Origin of the sequence: Nocardioides ginsengisegetis (assembly GCF_014138045.1) — a bacterium.
Classification (GTDB): Bacteria; Actinomycetota; Actinomycetes; order Propionibacteriales; family Nocardioidaceae; genus Nocardioides; species Nocardioides ginsengisegetis.
In genome coordinates this window covers 3,032,203-3,049,529 of sequence record NZ_JACGXA010000001.1, presented here as the reverse complement: position 1 = coordinate 3,049,529, position 17,327 = coordinate 3,032,203, and the positions used below count along the sequence as shown (strand labels likewise).

At 73.5% G+C, this 17,327-nt stretch carries 16 protein-coding genes; 3 read left to right on the top strand and 13 right to left on the bottom strand.

Annotated features, from left to right (window positions below; genetic code table 11):
- Positions 1-6 precede the first annotated feature (6 nt).
- The 4 genes from FB382_RS14715 to FB382_RS14700 are packed head-to-tail and all read right to left on the bottom strand — an operon-like array spanning position 7 to position 4,255.
- Complete coding sequence (locus FB382_RS14715; protein WP_182540304.1) at positions 7-1,170, bottom strand: glycosyltransferase; 1,164 nt, start codon at positions 1,168-1,170, stop codon at positions 7-9.
- Entirely contained in the window at positions 1,167-2,171 is a 1,005-nt protein-coding gene (locus tag FB382_RS14710) for a right-handed parallel beta-helix repeat-containing protein (RefSeq protein WP_182540302.1), read from the bottom strand. Before FB382_RS14710 ends, FB382_RS14715 begins: the two co-directional genes overlap by 4 nt.
- Positions 2,164-3,486 carry an O-antigen ligase family protein gene (locus tag FB382_RS22930; RefSeq protein ID WP_182540300.1) on the bottom strand — a complete coding sequence of 441 codons (1,323 nt, stop codon included), beginning with the start codon at positions 3,484-3,486 and terminating at the stop codon, positions 2,164-2,166. Before FB382_RS22930 ends, FB382_RS14710 begins: the two co-directional genes overlap by 8 nt.
- Entirely contained in the window at positions 3,479-4,255 is a 777-nt protein-coding gene (locus tag FB382_RS14700; RefSeq protein WP_182540298.1) for a YveK family protein, read from the bottom strand. The genes FB382_RS22930 and FB382_RS14700 overlap by 8 nt, the downstream gene beginning before the upstream one ends.
- Before the next feature lie 188 nt (positions 4,256-4,443).
- Here FB382_RS14700 and FB382_RS14695 point away from each other — a divergent pair, with 188 nt between their 5' ends.
- Complete coding sequence (locus FB382_RS14695; protein ID WP_182540296.1) at positions 4,444-5,091, top strand: hypothetical protein; 648 nt, start codon at positions 4,444-4,446, stop codon at positions 5,089-5,091.
- 24 nt (positions 5,092-5,115) lie between these two features.
- Here FB382_RS14695 and FB382_RS14690 read toward each other — a convergent pair whose 3' ends face one another.
- Positions 5,116-6,012, bottom strand: coding sequence for a glycosyltransferase family 2 protein (locus FB382_RS14690; RefSeq protein ID WP_182540293.1), 897 nt, complete (start codon positions 6,010-6,012; stop codon positions 5,116-5,118).
- A gap of 62 nt (positions 6,013-6,074) precedes the next feature.
- Here FB382_RS14690 and FB382_RS14685 point away from each other — a divergent pair, with 62 nt between their 5' ends.
- Entirely contained in the window at positions 6,075-7,283 is a 1,209-nt protein-coding gene (locus FB382_RS14685; RefSeq protein WP_182540291.1) for a glycosyltransferase, read from the top strand.
- On the opposite strand, the gene FB382_RS14680 is transcribed toward FB382_RS14685, so the two are convergent.
- Positions 7,273-8,334 carry a nucleotide-diphospho-sugar transferase gene (locus FB382_RS14680; RefSeq protein WP_182540289.1) on the bottom strand — a complete coding sequence of 354 codons (1,062 nt, stop codon included), beginning with the start codon at positions 8,332-8,334 and terminating at the stop codon, positions 7,273-7,275. The two genes, FB382_RS14685 and FB382_RS14680, sit on opposite strands and share 11 nt — an antisense overlap.
- A 70-nt stretch (positions 8,335-8,404) precedes the next feature.
- Positions 8,405-9,646: a right-handed parallel beta-helix repeat-containing protein gene (locus tag FB382_RS14675; protein ID WP_182540287.1), complete on the bottom strand. Its 1,242-nt coding sequence runs from the start codon at positions 9,644-9,646 to the stop codon at positions 8,405-8,407.
- A gap of 139 nt (positions 9,647-9,785) precedes the next feature.
- On the opposite strand from FB382_RS14675, the gene FB382_RS14670 reads away from it, so the two are divergent.
- A complete protein-coding gene (locus FB382_RS14670; protein ID WP_182540285.1) occupies positions 9,786-10,703 on the top strand; it encodes an FkbM family methyltransferase in 918 nt (305 codons plus the stop codon).
- Between the two features lie 8 nt (positions 10,704-10,711).
- On the opposite strand, the gene wecB is transcribed toward FB382_RS14670, so the two are convergent.
- From wecB to FB382_RS14640, 6 genes are read right to left on the bottom strand one after another with little or no spacing between them, the layout of a single operon-like run.
- A complete protein-coding gene (wecB, locus tag FB382_RS14665) occupies positions 10,712-11,857 on the bottom strand; it encodes a non-hydrolyzing UDP-N-acetylglucosamine 2-epimerase (RefSeq protein ID WP_182540283.1) in 1,146 nt (381 codons plus the stop codon).
- A gap of 2 nt (positions 11,858-11,859) precedes the next feature.
- The gene (wecC, locus tag FB382_RS14660) at positions 11,860-13,116 is read right to left on the bottom strand and encodes a UDP-N-acetyl-D-mannosamine dehydrogenase (protein WP_182540281.1); all 1,257 of its coding nucleotides are present in this window, start codon (positions 13,114-13,116) and stop codon (positions 11,860-11,862) included.
- Positions 13,113-13,919, bottom strand: a complete 807-nt coding sequence (locus tag FB382_RS14655) for a WecB/TagA/CpsF family glycosyltransferase (RefSeq protein WP_182540279.1) — start codon at positions 13,917-13,919, stop codon at positions 13,113-13,115. The genes wecC and FB382_RS14655 overlap by 4 nt, the downstream gene beginning before the upstream one ends.
- Positions 13,912-15,060, bottom strand: a complete 1,149-nt coding sequence (locus tag FB382_RS14650; protein WP_182540277.1) for a hypothetical protein — start codon at positions 15,058-15,060, stop codon at positions 13,912-13,914. Before FB382_RS14650 ends, FB382_RS14655 begins: the two co-directional genes overlap by 8 nt.
- On the bottom strand, positions 15,057-16,097 hold the full coding sequence (locus FB382_RS14645; protein ID WP_182540274.1) for a TolB-like translocation protein: 1,041 nt from the start codon (positions 16,095-16,097) through the stop codon (positions 15,057-15,059). The genes FB382_RS14650 and FB382_RS14645 overlap by 4 nt, the downstream gene beginning before the upstream one ends.
- Positions 16,094-17,281, bottom strand: a complete 1,188-nt coding sequence (locus FB382_RS14640) for an MFS transporter (protein ID WP_343055620.1) — start codon at positions 17,279-17,281, stop codon at positions 16,094-16,096. The genes FB382_RS14645 and FB382_RS14640 overlap by 4 nt, the downstream gene beginning before the upstream one ends.
- Positions 17,282-17,327: the final 46 nt, after the last annotated feature.

The window sequence follows — 17,327 nt, the reverse complement described above, 5'->3', positions numbered from 1 at the left end:
GTGGTCTCAGAGGCCCAGCACGCGGGCGAACTCGGTGGCCCTCTGCTCCCAGCTGTGCGCCCGGGCGAAGCACCGCCGGTGGCCGACGGCCTCCGGGTCGTGGGGCCGGCGCGCCAGCAGCGCCACCGCCCGGCCGAACTCCGCGGCCGTGTCGGCGACCTCCACGTGGGGTGAGGCCAGCCAGCGGATCGCCGGCAGGTCCGTGGCGACCACCGGGAGCCCGGCCGCGAGGTACTCCAGCGTCTTCAGCGGGAAGCTGCCCTCGTTGAAGCGGGAGTGCGTGTAGGGGACGATCCCCACGTCGGCGTGGGCCACCACGGCGGGCAGGTCCTCGAAGGCGCGCGGGCCGGTCCACTGCACGTTCGGCAGGGCGAGCAGCGCGTCGAACGCCGCGCTCGCAAAGCGTGGGCTCCGCGGTCCGACGAGGAGCAGCGAGACACCCTCGTCCGCGACGGCCCGGAGGCAGTCGACGTCGAGCCGGTCGTTCAGGGTGCCCATGAGGAACGCGATCGGCCGCGGCAGGCGGACGGCCGGGTCGCCGTCCGGAAGGGGCCCGCCGAAGAGCCCGGCGTCGCAGCCGAACGGGATCAGGTGGAGGGTGCGGCCGGGGGACTCCAGCGACGCCGCCACCGTCGGGTTCGCGGCGATGATCGCGTCGGCCGCGGCGCTCAGCCGCCGCTCGGCCCGCGCCAGGAGCGCGGGGCTCACGCCGACGAGCGGACCCATGCCGACGAAGTCGTCCTGGGCCCAGTAGACGCGCGTGCGGGCCGGGACCCGGTCCATCGTGGGCGCCAGCACGTTCGCGTCGAGGTACGCCTGCACGGTCCCGCCCGTGTGCCGCAGGGTCCGCCGGACCTGATGGGCCACCACCGCCCGGTTCAGGTCGGCGACGCCGGGCCTGCTGCCCGCCGGGAGTCCCTCGGGGGACAGCCGGAGCACCCGGTCGGCCACCTGGCGGACCCGCTCGTCGAGCCGCGCGCCTCGCAGCCCGTGCACCCGGGCGCGGGCGAGGACCGACGCCGCGGGATCGACGTACAGCACCGGGGCGTGGGCGGAGAGCGCGACGGCGAGCTGGTGGTCGGCCATCCGTGCCTCGTCCCAGCTGTTGGCGGCGGCCAGCACGACGACGTCCTGACCGGCCCAGAGACCGGCGTACGGCGGGGCGGTCATCCGTCGGCCTCCACGGGTGCCGGGATCGCGGCCCCCGTGTCGTCCCAGATGTTGCCCTCCCACACGTTCCCGTCGGCGGCCCAGGCCGCGACGGGGCCGTAGTAGCCGCCGTTGGGGAAGAAGATGCGGGCGATCCGGTTGTCCGTGACCCTGATGTCGCGCGCGGTGGCCCCCAGGCCCGGGTTCGCGCCGCCGTAGATCGTGTAGCCGCCGCCCGCGAGCAGGTTGTCGGCGATCACCCGGTTCTCCTGCGGCCCGAAGTCCTGGAAGAGGCTCACGGCGTCGGTCTGCTCGTACGGGTTGAAGATCGTGTTGTGGCGGATCTCCAGCAGGTGCACGCCCGCGTTGCTCGTGGTCCCGTTGACGTGGTCCCCGTCGACGAGCCCGAGGTCGTGGATGTAGTTGTCCTCGATGAGGCCGGCGTCGATCTGCACGCCGGTCGAGGCGTAGCGGATCTCGTTGCGCAGGACCCGGATCCCGGTGGTGTCGGAGAAGATGTCCTTGATGGCGACCCCGAGCCGCTCCGGTCCGAGGGCCTCGCCGCCGGCGATCTCGTTGTCGCGGATCGTGACCCGGTGCGCCCGTCGCAGCGAGATCGCGATGGTGTCCCCACTGGCCAGGATCAGTGAGTTGCTGATCGTGACGTCGGGCGCGACGACGTCCAGTCCCAGGTGGGTCTGCTTCCGGTCGAAGACCGCGCCGGGGCCGTCGATCTCGATCCAGCCGCGCGGGTCGTAGTGCCAGCCCGGTCCGCTGGTCACGTCCTGGGGCACCCGGAGCAGCGGGCCGGGTGCGATCCCGGTGTTGGTCGCGTCGGGGTAGCCGCACGCGTGGGGCGCCGTCGCACAGTCCAGCGGGACCTGCGGGGCCGACGCCGTGGCGGCGCGGGGCGGCGGCGAGTCCACACCGCACCCGGAGAGGAGCAACGTCACCGCGGCGAGGAGGCCGGTGAGGCTCGTCAGCACGGTCGGGCCGGCCATCGCTCCGGGCCGGTCAGGCACGGGGTTCCCCGGTGCGCACCACCTGCCAGAGGGCGCCGGTGATGCCCAGGACGAGGAACAGCATCCCGCCGGACATGGGGAAGGCGAGGCCGTCGAAGAGAGCGAGGCTGCACAGCGCCGCGCACACGCTCGCGGCCAGTGCCTGCCCCAGCTGGGCCAGCACCGGGTCGGTCGTCCGCCGGCGGGCCAGCACGCCGCAGGCGACGGCCACGCAGAGCAGTGCCAGGAACGCCGCGAGGCCGACGGCGCCCACCTCGATCAGCAGTCCGAGCAGCTGGTTGTCCAGGATCCGGTAGCTGGGCAGGAAGGTCGCGAAGCCGCGGCCGACCAGCGGGCTCATCTGGATGTAGTCCCACGCCATCGCGTAGGAGCTCGTCCGGGACTGGGCGCTGGTGTCGCCGCCGATGTCGGTGAACAGGCTCAGCAGGCTCCGGAAGACGCCGGGCTCCACCACGAGCACGACCGCGTTGAGGGCCGCCACCCAGGCGAAGGCGGACCTGCGCACGGCCGGCGTCCAGGCGACGCCGAGGACGGCGAGGCCCACGAAGGCGGAGATGAGCGCGGACCGCGAGATGGACAGCGGGATGGCCACGCCGAGGGCCACGACGGGGTACCACCGTCGGAGGGGCGAGCGCCCGCGGTCGGACATGGCCAGCGCGACGGCCACCGGCAGGATCATCGTGATGACCGCACCGAACTCGATCGGGTGCAGCGCGGTCGCCTCGGGCCTGCTGAACCCCTCCCGGGTCCCCAGGGCCACCAGCGCGCCGTTCGCCCGCAACCCGGGGATCCTGAGCTTGTCGACGATCTGCTGGTGAGTCGCGAACTGGGCCACACCGAGGGTCGCGAGCGCGCCACCAGCACAGGCCAGTCGCCGGCACAGGACGACCAGCCGGCGAGGGTCCGGGATCCCGTCGTTGGCTACCAGGAGGACACCGCCCCAGCCCACCAGGCCCACCATCGCGATCTGGGCGGTCGAGAACTCCGGCGAGTCGATCGGGCGCACCATCGCCGCGACGTAGCTGACGCCGAAGGCCCCGGCGACGACGAAGTACGCGATCCGCAGTGGCTGCGCCCTCGTGCCGGGCTCGGTCCGGGACAGCTGGTGCCACGCCCACCAGCCGGCCAGCAGCAGCGCGACGATCGTCGCCGGGGCCCCGACGCCCGCCAGCGGACCGACCACGAGCCGGGCGGGGATGCACGTCAGCGCGACGAGGTAGATCGTGAGGGCCGTGACGCCGTCCGCGCGGGACCTGACCGACAGGACACGTCGAATCGTCGTGTCCGGGGCCGTGGTCCGGACGGCCTCAGGCACCTGAGCCGACCTGGATTCTCCGACGGGGGTCCGGCTCGTCGGCGTCGTCGGGCTCGTCGATCCCGTCGGGGATCTCCAAGGGTCCGACTCGCGTCCCGGACAGGTCGTCGTGCGGTCCCGGCTCGGGCTCCTCCGCCTGCTCGGCACGCTCCAGCCGGTCGGCCTTCCTGCGTCGGTAGCGGCGGACCAGGGAGTCCCAGGCCGCGATGAGCAGGCTCTGCAGGAACAGCGACCCCACGAGGACCACGGCGATCAGCTGGAACCGGACCTTCTGGTCGGGCTTGGGCACGGCGTCCTTGGAGACGACGAAGGCGTCGATCCGTGACTTGTCCGGCACGGCGAGGTCGTCCTGGAGCTGCGCGAGGTTGGCGGGGATCTCCGCCTGCACCGCCCGGGTCAGGTCGACGGCTGCCGCGGCGGTCGGGGCCTTGATCGTCACCACGAGCATGGGGGCGCTGGTGGTCCAGTCGTGCGAGACCTCGTAGTCGCCCAGCGGGGCCTGTGCCTTCACCGCCGCCCGGGTGTCGTCGGAGTTGCTGACGCGGATGAGGACGTCGGCGGCCTGGCCGAGGTTGCCGAGGTAGAGGTAGGGGTTGCCGCCCTTGACGACCGAGGAGTCGGGCGGCAGCAGCACGATGTTGGCCTGGGTCGTGTACGACGGCTTCAGGTGCGAGCTCGCGAGCGCGCCCAGTCCTCCCGCCACCAGGAAGGCCAGGATGGTCAAGATCCAGTGGCGACGCAGGCAGGAACTGAAGTCGTGAAGGTACACGCGGGATCCCCCTCGCACGCCCCCAACGGACAGGGGCACTCCCCACCAATGTAGGTCGCACGGCCGGTGTGTCCCGGCCCTTGCGGACATCGGGACGGTACTTCCCCGATATTGGTGAGGGACCTCGTGTTCTCCCTGTCCGCGCGGTCGGACGTGGCCTGATGGGGTCGACAGGGGCAGGAGGACCGGTGACCACCTGGGACGTGATGCGCGCGCTCGGCCGACTGTGGTTCGTGACGTTCTCGCTGCTCGTGCTCGTGGCCATGGCGGTCGTCCACGTGGAGACCCGGCCCGGTATCTACTGGGCCCAGTCGAAGGTGCAGTTCTTCGTCTCCACCGCCTCGGCGCCCAACCGCCTCGAGCGGTCGGACCCCGACCTGGTCGCCACCGCGGGACTGGTCGAGCGCCTGGTGACCGGGGCCGTGCGGGAGTCGCCCAGCGCCGGAAGCGTGACGCTGCCCGGCCAGGGTGTGCGGCACGGCTCCGCGGTCGTCCTCCCGAACACCGGGGGCCAGTGGGCCAGCAACTTCTCCTCCAGCGTGCTGTACATCGAGGCCGTGGGGCCGAGCGTGAGCGACGTGCGCAAGCAGATCGAGGAGCGGGTCCGCGCCATCGTCTCGACGCTGCGGACGCTCCAGGTCGGAGCCGGGGTCGACGAGCGGAACATGATCACGGTCGCGGCCACGCCGAGGCATCCGGACGTGCAGTACCGGGGGATCCGCACCCGCCGGGCCGTCGCGTCCTCGGCGGTGCTGGGGATCGGGATCACGATCTTCCTCACGGTGTCCCTGGACCGCTGGTTGAGCCGCCGCAGGCGCCTGGTCGGGCTGCGCTGACCGGGAGCCCGCCGTCGGGGTCGGTCAGCGGGGGAGCAGGGTGCCCGCGAGGCCGAGCTCGGCCGGGCGCCGGCCCGGCCGCAGGATCATGCCCAGGATCGGCCAGGCCGCTCGTTCGCCACGCAGCCCGCGCAGCGCGATCCGGCCCACGGTGGCGGCGTAGTAGAGCCAGCTCGGCACCGGGCCGTGCCGGCGGCTGAAGAACCGGACCTGGTTGAGCGCCTGCATCGCGTGTGTCCGGTTGCTGCGGCCCGAACCGCCCCCCACGTGCATCGCCCGCGCGGCCGGTTCGAACACCGTCAGGTGACCGCGCTCGCGGGCCCGCACGCAGAAGTCCGTCTCCTCGGAGTAGAGGAAGAACGACTCGTCCCAGGGGCCGACTTCGTCGAGACAGGTGCGGCTGACCAGCATGACCGCGCCCGTCGCCCAGTCCACCGGGTGCCGGCGCTCGTAGTCGGCCGGGCCGGCGACGTGCTCGGACAGCGCGGGGTGACCGGTCGAGGCGAGGCCCAGGTTGCGCAGCAGGGTGGGGTCGCGGCGCAGGGACGGCTGGACCTGTCCGTCGCTCGTCTCGAGGAGGGGCACCACGATGCCCGCGCCGGTGGCCACAGCGGCCTCGACCAGGGCGGTCACGGAGCCCGGGCGCAGGACCACGTCGGGGTTCGCGATGAGCAGGTAGGGCGCGTCGGTGCCGGCGGCGGCGAGGTTGATCCCGGCGGCGAACCCGCGGTTGGCGGCACGGACGAGCGTGCAGTCGCCGCGCCGCTCCACCAGGGCCACCGTGCCGTCGGTCGAGCCGTTGTCCACCACGAGCGTGCACGGGGTGAGCCCTGCGCAGGCAGCCGGGATCGAGTCCAGCAGCGCGCCCACGTGGTCGGCGCTGTTGTAGGTCACCACCCCGATCGCGACGTCCGCCCTCATGACTGGGGACTCTACGAGCAGTTCGGCGTCCAGCACCGGAGGACGCCGATAGCCTCGGGCGCATGGCAAAGCTGCTCCTGCTTGCCCCCGACTGCGACGGGACCGACGTCGGCGAGGCCTGGGTGACCATGCAGTGGGTACGCCGCGTGGCGGCCCGCCACGACGTGACGGTCCTGGTCCAGCGCAAGCGGGACCGGGCCTCGGTGCTGCCGCAGCTGCCCGGGGTGCGTGTCGTCGAGTGGGTCCAGCCACCGTTGCTGGGCCGCTTCGAGCGCCTCAACAGCCTGCTGAAGCCGGGCTACGTCGCCTACTACGTGCGGGCGGCCCGGTGGCTCCGGGCGGCCGGTCGGCGCGGTGAGCGGTTCGACCTCGCGCACCAGCTCTCGCCCGTGGCGATGCGCTATCCCAGCCCGCTCGCGGGCGGCGGGACGCCGTACCTCCTGGGACCCGTGGGTGGCAGTCTGGCCTCGCCGCCGGCCTTCCACGACGAGGAGGGTGGCATGCCGTGGTTCAGCGGCCTGCGCGCCCTCGACGGCCTGCGGCTGCGCCGCGACCCGCTGCTGCGACGGAGCTTCGCGTCGGCCGCCTGCGTGATCGGGATCGCCGACTACGTCCGGGAGATGCTCGACGGTGTCCCGGTCCGCCGGTTCGAGCAGATGAGCGACACCGGCGTCGACGCGCTCCCGCCGGCCGTCGACCGCTCGGGCCGCCCGGGCCCGCTCCGCCTGCTCTTCGTGGGCCGGGTGATCCGGACCAAGGGCGTCCGCGACGCGGTGCGTGCCCTCGCCCTCGCCGACGACCGCGAGCACGTCGACGCCGTCCTCGACGTCGTCGGCGAGGGCTACGACCGCGTCGAGTGCGAGCGGCTCGCGCAGTCCCTGGGGGTGGGCGACCGGGTCACCTTCCACGGCCGGGTGCCGCACGAGGAGGTGGGGGGCTTCTACGAGCGGGCCGACGTGTTCCTGTTCCCGAGCTACCGCGAGCCCGGGGGGATCGTCGTCGCCGAGGCGATGGCGTGGGGGCTCCCGGTCGTGGCCTGCAACGCCGGCGGCCCGGCCAGCACGCTCGACGACAGCACCGGCATCCGCGTCGACGCACGCTCTCCTGACCAGTACGCCGAGGACCTGGCCGGCGCGGTCGCCCGGCTGGCCCGGGACCCCGGGCTGCGCGCGCGGCTCGGCGCCGCGGCGCGCGCGAGGGTCGAGGAGACTGCGCTGTGGGACCGCAAGGTCGACTGGCTCGACGGCCTCTACCGCGAGCTCATCGGCTGACCGGGTCCCCGCCCGCGGCACCGGTGGCACGGGTGCCGAGCTGTCCGATGCGGAGCCGGCGCCGCAGGCCGCGCTGGGTCGAGTCGGCGACGGCGAGCGGCAGCTCGCGCAGCGCGGGTCGGGAACGGGTGAGGGCCGTCAGGACGCGGGCGGAGCGGGTGCGCGGGTGCAGCCACGGCGCCGGCTCGCCGAGTGCCTGCTCGTGCGCCCGCGCGACCTCGAGGTAGGGACCGGCCTCGGCGTGGACGCGCTCCCACCACAGCCGGGCGCGGCCGAGGGCTCCGCCCGACGTCCGGTCGGGGATCGACCACGGCTTGCTCCCCATGGCGTGGACGAGGACCGGCAGGCTGCCGCCGAGGCGGACCCGTTCCCGCACGGTCAGGCCCGAGGGCCCGTAGCACTGCGCGATGTCCACGCCGCGGCGCAGCTGGCGCACCCGGACGTCGCGGAAGCCCTGGGAGCCCAGCAGCCCGGTCAGGGTGTCCTGGTCCCCCCAGAAGTGCAGCGGCCGCTCGTGCGCGGGGAGCAGCTGTGCGGCGGCGTACGCCTCGCTCGCCATCTGCGCGGCCCAGGCCTCCAGCAGCGTGCGGTGCGCCGGGGTGACCGAGACGAGGCCGGTGTTGACGGTCGCCGCGAAGACCCGCCCGACCGGCAGCCCGAGCCCCGATGTGCGCAGCGAGGTGCCCTGCTGGTGGCCCCAGTGGTACTCCTCGGTGGCGACCAGCTCGTCGGGACCGGCGCCGGCGAGCAGCTCGCCCAGGTCTCCGTTGAGGACCACGTCGCTGTCGATCCACGTCGCCCGCTCCGCGCCCCCGTCGAGGGCGGCCAGCAGGACCGCCGGCTTGACGCCCCATCCCGACCCGGTGATGCCGGTCCGGTCGGTGCGCACCTCGAGGAGGGGGACGGTCCGCGACCAGGCGAGGAACGCCTCGGGCGCGTCGGGCACCCAGACCAGCACCGGCAGGTCGGGGCTGTGGTGCCGCACGCTCAGGACGGTCAGCTTGAGGCCGACCAGCGAGTCCGCCCGGTCCTCGTACATGACCGCGATCATGGGGTCCATCCTGCCCGACCCCGGGCGTGCGCGCCGGGGGTCGAGGCAGGTGGTGCTGGTGCGGGCCGCCTCAGCGGACGGGGTCGCCGGAGCCGTCCCAGACGTTGCCGGAGAACTCGTTGCCCGCCCCGTGGTCCTCGAAGTGGGCGACGGGGCCGTAGTAGCCGCCCCGGCGGAACAGCGTCCGGGTGAACCGGTTGTCGGTGATCCGGATGTCGTGCGTGGTGCCGTAGCCGCCCTCCCCGCCGTAGACGGAGTAGCCGCCGCCGCCGAGCAGGTTGTGCGAGATCACCCGGTTGGCCTCGAGGCCGAAGTCCTGGAACAGGCTCACCGCGTCGGTCTGCTCGAACTGGTTGAGGATCGTGTTGTCGCGCACGGTCATCGGCACGGTCGAGCCGTTGCTGGTGAGGCCGTTGACGTGGTCGCCGTCGGCCAGTCCGAAGTCGTGGATGTAGTTGCGGGCGATCAGCCCGGACCCCACCTGGATGCCCGTCGACGACCACTTGATCTCGTTGCCGACCAGCTTCAGGTCGCGGATGTCGCCGTAGATGTCACGGATCGCGCAACCCAGTCGCTGCGCGGGCGAGGTCCCTCCACCGCGGATCAGGTTGCGTCGCACGACGACGCCCTCGGCGTGGCGCAGCTGCACGGCGTACTTGTCGCCGGGCACCGCCAGGACGGAGTCCTCGACCACGGCGTTGTCGCCGCTGATGCTGAGCTGCAGCGAGGTGCGGATCCCGCGGACCACGGCGTCGGCGCCGTCGACCTCGATCCAGCCGCGGCTGTCGACGTGCCAGCCGGGGCCGTGGGTGATGTCGCCCGGCACGTCGCGCAGGGTCACGTCCCGGCGCGGACCGGTGTTGGTCCGGTCGGCGAAGCCGCACAGGTGCGGGCTCCAGGCACAGCCGGCCCTGGACGTCACGGTGACGACGGGGCTGCGCAGGGGGCCGGCGCCGTCGGGGCGGAACACGGCGCGGAGGGCGTGGTCACCGACGTGGCGGAGCCGGGGCATCTCCACGCGGACGCCGGACGCGCCGGCGGCGACCGGTGCGGACGCCACGACGGAGCCGTCGCGGCGGACCACGACCCGGCCGGCCGGTGCGCCGTCGGGGAGGTGGACGCGCGCGACGACCGGCACCACGTTGGACACCTGCCGCCGGACGGCGAGGGTCACCCCGCTGCTCGCGGCAGCGGTGCTCGCGGAGGCGGGCACGGGCCCGGACGGTGCCGCGGCGTGGGCGGCGGGGACGACGAGGGCTGCGAGCGACGCCGAGGTGAGGGCGGCGCCGAGGACGGTCTTGATCTGAGGCACCGGCCGGACGGTATCGGGCCACGATGAACTCCGGGCCCGAGGTGACCGGCCCCTCGGCGCCATTGGCCCAGTGACCCAACATGGGGAAATGCGGGCCGCTCCGCCCCGCCGGCGCGACCCGGGTGCGACGGTCGGGGGCATGATCCGCTCGCGCGAGGCGGCCCGGCGAACGCTGGCGCCCCTGGGACTGTTGCTGCCGCTCTCGTGGGCCCGGAGCAGGCCGCCCGGACGGCTCCGTGCAGCGTGCCTCTTCCTCCTCGACCTGCGCTTCCGCTACTTCGTCCGGCTCTTCGACGAGGCCGAGACCCACTACGGGTTCAGGGTTTTCGGTGGCTCGACCGCCGACTACATCCAGCGCCGTCTCTACGTCTTCGGCTTCTGGGAGCGCGACCTCTCGGAGTGGCTGAAGGACCAGCTCCGCCCCGGGGACGTGTTCCTCGACGTGGGCGCCAACATCGGCTACTTCTCCCTCCTCGCCTCGCGCGTCGTCGGCCCGACCGGCAACGTGCTGGCGTTCGAAGCCATACCGTCAGTGGCCCAACAGCTCGAGGTGAACCTGCACCGCAACAATGTGGGCAACGTCACCGTCGTCCGGTCGGTCGTCTCGGACGTGCCCGGCCTGGTCGAGGTCTTCCGCGGCCCCGAGGACAACTCGGGTGCGTCCTCGACCGTCCCGGGCGCCGGGTTCAGCTCGGAGGGCCGGGTGGAGGGCGTGCGGCTCGACGACCAGCCCATCGACGCGTCCCGGGTCCGGGGCGTCAAGATCGACGTCGAGGGAGACGAGCTCCGGGTGCTGCGCGGGTCCGCGCGGCTGCTCGGCGAGATGCCCCCCGGGTCCTGGGTGGTGGCCGAGGTGAGCCCCCAGCGCCTCCTCGAGCGCGGCTCGAGCAGCGCCGACCTGATGGGCTTCATGGCCGGCCTGGGCTTCTCGGCATGGGCGATGCCCAACGACTACACGACTCTGGGCGCCGCCCGCGGCGGCATCACGCAGCCGTTGCGGCCGATCACCGAGGTGCTTGACCGCCAGCAGGACGTGCTGTTCCGCAAGGTCGGCTGACCGCCCCCTCAGCGGGGGGCGAAGTCCGGAAGCCGGTCGCCGAGCCCCAGGAGGGACTCGATCGCGGCCCGGCAGCGCGGCACCGCCCGACCATCGCCGTACGGGTTCACGGACCGCGCCATGGCGTCGTACGCCGTGTGGTCGGTCAGCAACGTGCTGACCGACTCCACGATCAGCTCCTCGTCGGTGCCGACGAGCCGGACGGTACCGGCGTCGACGGCCTCGGGTCGCTCGGTGGTCTCGCGCAGCACCAGGACGGGCTTGCCCAGGCTGGGGGCCTCCTCCTGCACGCCCCCGCTGTCGGTGAGCACCACCCGGCACGAGTCCATGGCGAAGGCGAAGTCGCTGTAGGACAGCGGCGCCGTGATCGTCACGTTGGCCATGCCGTCGAGGGGTGGGAGCAGCACCTCGCGCACGACCGGGTTGAGGTGCGCGGGCAGCAGGAACTGCACGTCGGAGAACTCCTTGGCCAGCCGGGCCACGGCCTGCGCCGTGCGCGCCATCGGCTCGCCCCACGACTCCCTGCGGTGGCTGGTGACCAGCACCGACGGCCCCTCGGCCAGCACCGACAGGGCCGGGTCCTCGAGTGGCAACCGACGCGCCACGACCCACAGCAGCGCGTCGATGACGGTGTTGCCCGTGACGACCACGTCGGCGGGGTCGGTGCCGTCGTGGAGCAGGTTGGCCCGCGAGACCGGCGTGGGCGCCAGGTGCAGCGTGGTCAGCTGCGTGGTCAGCCGGCGGTTCATCTCCTCGGGGAACGGGTCGTAGGGGTTGCGGGTCCGCAGGCCGGCCTCGACGTGCACGACCGGCACCTGCTCGTAGAACGCCGCCAGCGCCGCGACGAACGACGTGGTCGTGTCGCCCTGGACGACCACGAGGTCGGGCCGCACGGCGCGGAGCACGTCGGTGAGCCCGGCCAGGACACGGTGGGTCACCTCGTGCAGCTGCTGCCGCGGCGCGATCACGTCGAGGTCCACCTCGGGGACGATGCCGAAGAGGTGGTTGACCTGGTCGAGCATGGCCCGGTGCTGGCCGGTCACGACGGTGACCGCCTCCACGTCGCGGGTGGCCCGCAGCTCGGCGACCAGCGGGGCCAGCTTGATCGCCTCGGGGCGGGTCCCGTAGACGACCATCACGGTGCGCGTCCTCATGGCTACCGCCACAGTCCCCGGGTGTCGTAGACGACCTTGCCCGCCAGCCGCGACCGGCTCAGTGAGCGGAAGTGGTCGTGGTCCACCAGCAGCACGACGATGTCCGCGTCCGCGATCGCGTCGCTGGCCGCCTGAAGCCGCACGTTGCCCAGGAGCTCCAGCTCCGGGGGCAGGTGGTCGACCAGCGGCTCGGACACCCGGAGGTCCAGGCCGGGCAACGCTCGGGCGATGTCGGCGACGATGTCGACCGCCGGGCTCTCGCGCAGGTCGTCGACGTTGGCCTTGTAGGCCAGGCCGAGGCAGGCGACCGTCGGGTCGCGGAACCGGCCGCACTTCTTGGCGACCTGCTCGGCCACGTGGTGCGGCCGGGCGTCGTTGACGTCGCGGGCGGCCCGGATCAGGGGCGACTGCAACGGTGCCGCGCCGACGATGAACCACGGGTCCACCGCGATGCAGTGGCCGCCGACACCGGGCCCGGGGGTCAGCACGTTGACCCGAGGGTGGTGGTTGGCCAGCTTGATGACCTCCCACACGTCGAGCTCGAGGGTCTCGCTGATGAGGGAGAGCTCGTTGGCGAAGGCGATGTTGACGTCGCGGTAGGCGTTCTCGACCAGCTTGGCCATCTCCGCGCTGGCCGCGTCGCTCAGCACGATCTCGCCCTGGCAGAACACCCGGTAGATCTCGGCGGCCCGCTGGGCGCACCGCGGGGTGATGCCGCCGACGACCCGGTCGTTGGTGACCATCTCGACCATGATCCGGCCCGGCAGCACGCGTTCGGGGCAGTGGGCGACGTACACGTCCGGGACGCCCTCGGAGCTGTGCGGCAGCACCAGGTCGGGTCGCAGCTCGGCGAGCCACTTGCTCACCCCGAGCGTGGTGCCCGGGGGCGAGGTGGACTCCAGGATCACGACCTCCCCGCCGTGCAGTCGCGGGGCGATCTGCTCCACGGCGGCCCGCACGTAGTGCAGGTCGGCGAGGTGGTCGTCGGCGAAGGGCGTGGGCACCGCGATGATGTAGGCGTCGGCGTCGGGGGTCTCCGTGGTGGCGGTGAGTCGCCCCATCGCGACGGCGCCGCTGACGGCGGTGGACAGCTCCGGTTCCACGAAGGGGACCCGGCCCTGGGAGACGGCCGCGACCGTGGCCTCGTTGACGTCGACGCCGATGACGTCGATCCCGCGGGTGGCGAGGGCCGCGGCGGTCGGGAGCCCGATGTACCCGAGCCCGATGATCGCGACCCTGCCGGTGAAGATCTCGTTCATGAGGCCCTCCGGTGGTGGTGTGGTGTGCCCGGACGCAGGGGGCGCGGATACGCCCGCCGGGGGTGGAGCAGCTCCGCCGCCACGAGGACGAGGAAGGCCGAGTTGGTGACGAGGTAGCGGCGCCAGAGCCGGCGGGGCTCCTGGAGCACGCGATAGGCCCACTCGAGGCCGTGCCGCTGCCAGGCGAGCGGGGCGCGGCGCGTGACTCCGGCGAGGACGTCGAAGGAACCGCCGACGCCGTGCAGGACGGGGACGTCGAGCTGGTCGCCGTAGCGCGCCAGGAAGATCTCCTTGCGCGGGGTGGTCATGCCGAGGAACAGCATGTCGGGGTGCGCACCCGCGATCGCGAGGGCGACCCAGGCAGCCTCCTCCGGGCGGTAGTAGCCGTCGCAGCTGCCGGCCACGACCGCCCCGGGGTAGCGGGTCGCGATCTCCTGCTCGACGCGGGACAGCACGGCCGGCGTGGCGCCGAGCAGGTAGACCCGGAGGCGCTGCCGGTCGGCCAGGGCGAGCAGGGACTCGAACAGGTCGATCCCGGTGACCCGCTCGGGCAGGGGGCGTCGCAGGATCCGGCTGGCCCACACCACCGACTGGCCGTCGGCGAGGAGCACGTCGCACTCGAGCAGGGAGTCGCGCAGCACCTGATCGGCCTTGAGCTTGGCGACCTTCGCTGCGTTGACGACGCCGATCAGGAGCCGACGCCGGGTGGAGATCGCCTCCTCGGCCATCGCCACCACCTCGGGCAGGGTGACCGGGTCGACCTCGAGGCCGAAGAGCAGCCTCGGCGGCAGGGTGTCAGTCATGGCAGGCCTCCTCCTGGGTACGTCGTGGGAGCCAGGCGTGCAGCAGCCAGCCCAGCTCGTAGGGGCGGCACTCGTGGTCGACCCGGGTCGCGGGCAGCCACCGGTCCACCCCACGGAGTTGGAGGCCCGGCCTCAGCGACGTCGTCGCGGCCGCGAGCCCCCGGGCGGCCTTGGGCGGCTCGCGGCGACCGACCTTGCGCCACACGAGCCCGAAGCGCTCCGAGACGAGCTCCTCGACGACCTCGGGGTGCCGGTCCAGCCATCGGAGTCCGTGGGCGACCGCGGGACGGTGGTCGGCACCGCCCGCCTCGAGCAGGTCGAACAGCACCATCGGGGCCATGGCGTGCTGGTGGACGCTGTAGACCGGGTAGCGCTCGACCACCGAGCCGTCGCGCGCGTCGTAGTGCCACCACCACTGGCCTCCCGCGCCCTGGTGGTCGACGAGCCGTTGGGCGGTGTGGTCGGCGGCCTCGAGCATGGTCGCGTCGCCGGTGAGGACCGAGGCCCGGGCCAGCGCCTGCACCGGATAGACCTGGTCGGCGAAGCTGCCGACGTGGGCGCGCCAGCGGGGGCCGCCGCCGAGGACGTGCGGGTGGATCCCGTGATCGCCGTGGTGCCCCAGGAGTCGGGCCGCGGCGCGGTCGACGAGGTGGTCGGTGTCGGCGAGCGGGTTGGCTGCCACGGCGGCGGTGAGCAGCCAGGACAGGTCGACGGCCGCGATCGGGGCGTGCCCCCCGAGCAGGAGCTCCAGCCGCTCGACGAGGGAGTGGGCGTACTCGCCGGCCACCTCGGCCAGCGCCCACGTGCTCAGTGCGACGGCCCCCGGGTCGGTCCCGTGCGCGGCGTGCCCGGCGGCGAGGCGGGCCACGTCGGCCGCGGTGCGCCCGCCGAGGACCGCACGCTGCCGCTCCACGGGAAGGGTGGCCAGTCCGAGCGCCGCGATGGCGGCGTACCGGGTGTTGGTGCCCTCGCGGCGGACCCGCACCCCCTCGGCTCCCGGCAGCCCGCGCACGGTCTGCGCGAACTCGCCAGTCTCCGGGAGGTACGCCGTCGCCAGCCCGGCCGGGGCCAGGCCGACGAGCCGCTCGACCAGCGCGGTCGCGCCGCGGTCGACGGCGTCCAGGGATGCGAGCTGGGTCATCGCCGCACCACCGCCGGTGACCAGGCCTGCTCGATGAGCAGGTGCGGGCGGGCGTTGGCGCGGGCGTCGATGCGCCACACGTCGGTCACGCCGGCCTCGTGCTCGCGCGCCAGCCCGTAGAGGAGGGTGTCGTCGTCGAGCCACTCGACCTGGTCGTCGACGCTGGCCGTCTCCCGGCGCAGCACCTGCTCGTGGTTGGTGACGAGGTCGAGCACGCCGATCGACCAGTGCGGCAGCCCGGACCCCGGCGCCCGCACCTTGTAGGCGATGCGGGTGCCGTCGGGCGAGACCGAGGGGCACTCGGCGTTCGTCCGCAGGGTCCGCAGCGTGCGGCTGGGCAGGTCGCCGCGCACGAGGTAGGTGCGGCCGCCCGTCGCGACCGTGGCGTAGAAGGTCCGGTCGTCGACGAAGGTGACGCCCCAGATGTTGCGGTCCGCCGGCTGGCTGTCGTGGCCGTCGATCAGGAGGTGGAACTTCTCGAGGTCGCCGTAGCTGGTGCCGTCGACGTGCCGGATCTCGGTGCTGGTCGAGAAGCCGGTCTGCATGTAGGAGTGGCCGGCCACGAAGGTCGTGGTCGCCACCAGCGACCCGTCGGGCGAAAGTCGGGTCCGGCTCGGGAGGCCGGGCAGCGCGATCTTGTCGGTCACCTTCCAGTGCCGGTCAAGCTCGAGCAGGTCGTAGCGGGTGACCACACCCCGTTTGGTCTGCAGGCACGAGGCGCCGGTCCTGGTCGCGTCGAGGCGGTCGCACGCCAGGTCGGTGAAGGCCCGGGGGCCGCCCGGGTCGTCGAGCGCGACCATCGCCACGACGCCGTACTTGCTGTCCACCCCCGTGTGCCGGAAGACGATGCGTGGGCCGTCGGCGATGCGGCCCTCGGGCACGCTCGCGACGACCGGCGCCGCCGTGTGCAGCGAGTGGTAGCGCGCGGCGTCACCGAGGACGTAGGCCGCCACCGTGCCGACGACGGCGAGGGCCACGGCGACGAACGCGACGGCGCGGCCGTTGGGGCTCAGGATGCGGCGCAGGACGGGGCTCACGGGGTCGCTCCCGTGAGGACCGGCCGGTCGAGGCCGCGCAGGGCGAGGTGGGCGGCCGGCAGGGCGGCGCCGAGCACGGTGGCGACGACGACGAGGGCCGTGGCCGGGCCCAGCGCGAACCACAGGATCCCGAAGCCGGCCGAGGACGCCATCCGTGCGACCGCGACCGTCGACTGTGCGGCAGCGATCCCGCTGGCCCGGACTGCCGGGTCGACGATCCCGCCGGCCAGGGCCGCGACGACGCCGTCGGTGGCGGCGTAGAACGTCCCGAGCAGCGCCAGCGCCGCCAGCGTGGAGGTGGTGCTGGTCATCGGCCCGGCCACGACGAGGTACGCCGCGGCGAGGGCGACGTGACCGCCCACGACCACCCGGGCCCGGCCGACCCGGTCGGCGAGGCGACCCAGGGGCACGGCCAGGGCGAGGTAGGCGATGTTGGTGCCGACGTACATCAGCGGGAACCAGTGCGTCGCGAAGCCGCCCCGGTCCAGGAGCGCGAGGTAGACGAAGCCGTCACCGACCGTGAGCAGGGCGAGGCCGCCGGCCACCACGAGGAGCCGGGTCAGCCGCGGGTCGGTGAGCGCCCGCCAGTGGAAGGGCTCGTGGGTCGCGTGCGCGCGCACCCGCGTCTCGCGGTCGGAGACGAGCAGGCCGAGCAGGGCGACGCCCAGCACGGCGAAGGCGAAGGAGACCAGCAGGACGGCGTGGAAGCCGTCGGGGATCCACCACAGCAGGGAGAAGGCGACCAGCGGCCCCAGGACGGCGCCGATCGTGTCGAGCGTCCGGTGGACTCCGAAGGCGCGGCCGAGCTGCTCGGGCGGGCTGGCCGCCGCGATCATCGCGTCCCGCGGCGCGGTCCGCAGGCCCTTGCCGATCCGGTCCGCGGCGATCACTGCGGAGATCGCGCCGAGGCCGGTCGCGAGGAGCAGCACGAACCGGGACACGCAGGAGATGAGGTAGCCGGCGAGCGCGACCCACTTGGGGTGGCCGCCGCGATCGGCCGCGAAGCCGCCGACGACCCGGACCAGCGAGCTGACGCCCTGGTAGATGCCGTCGACGAATCCGTAGGCCACGGTCGAGAGGCCGACGGTGGCGGTGAGGTAGAGCGGCAGGATCGCCGCCACCGACTCCGAGGAGACGTCGGTGAGCAGGCTGACCATGCCGAGGGTGACCACGATGGGAGCCACCCGCCTCTTCCCGGGGACAGGGGGGCGGGCGGCTCCCGTGGCCGGA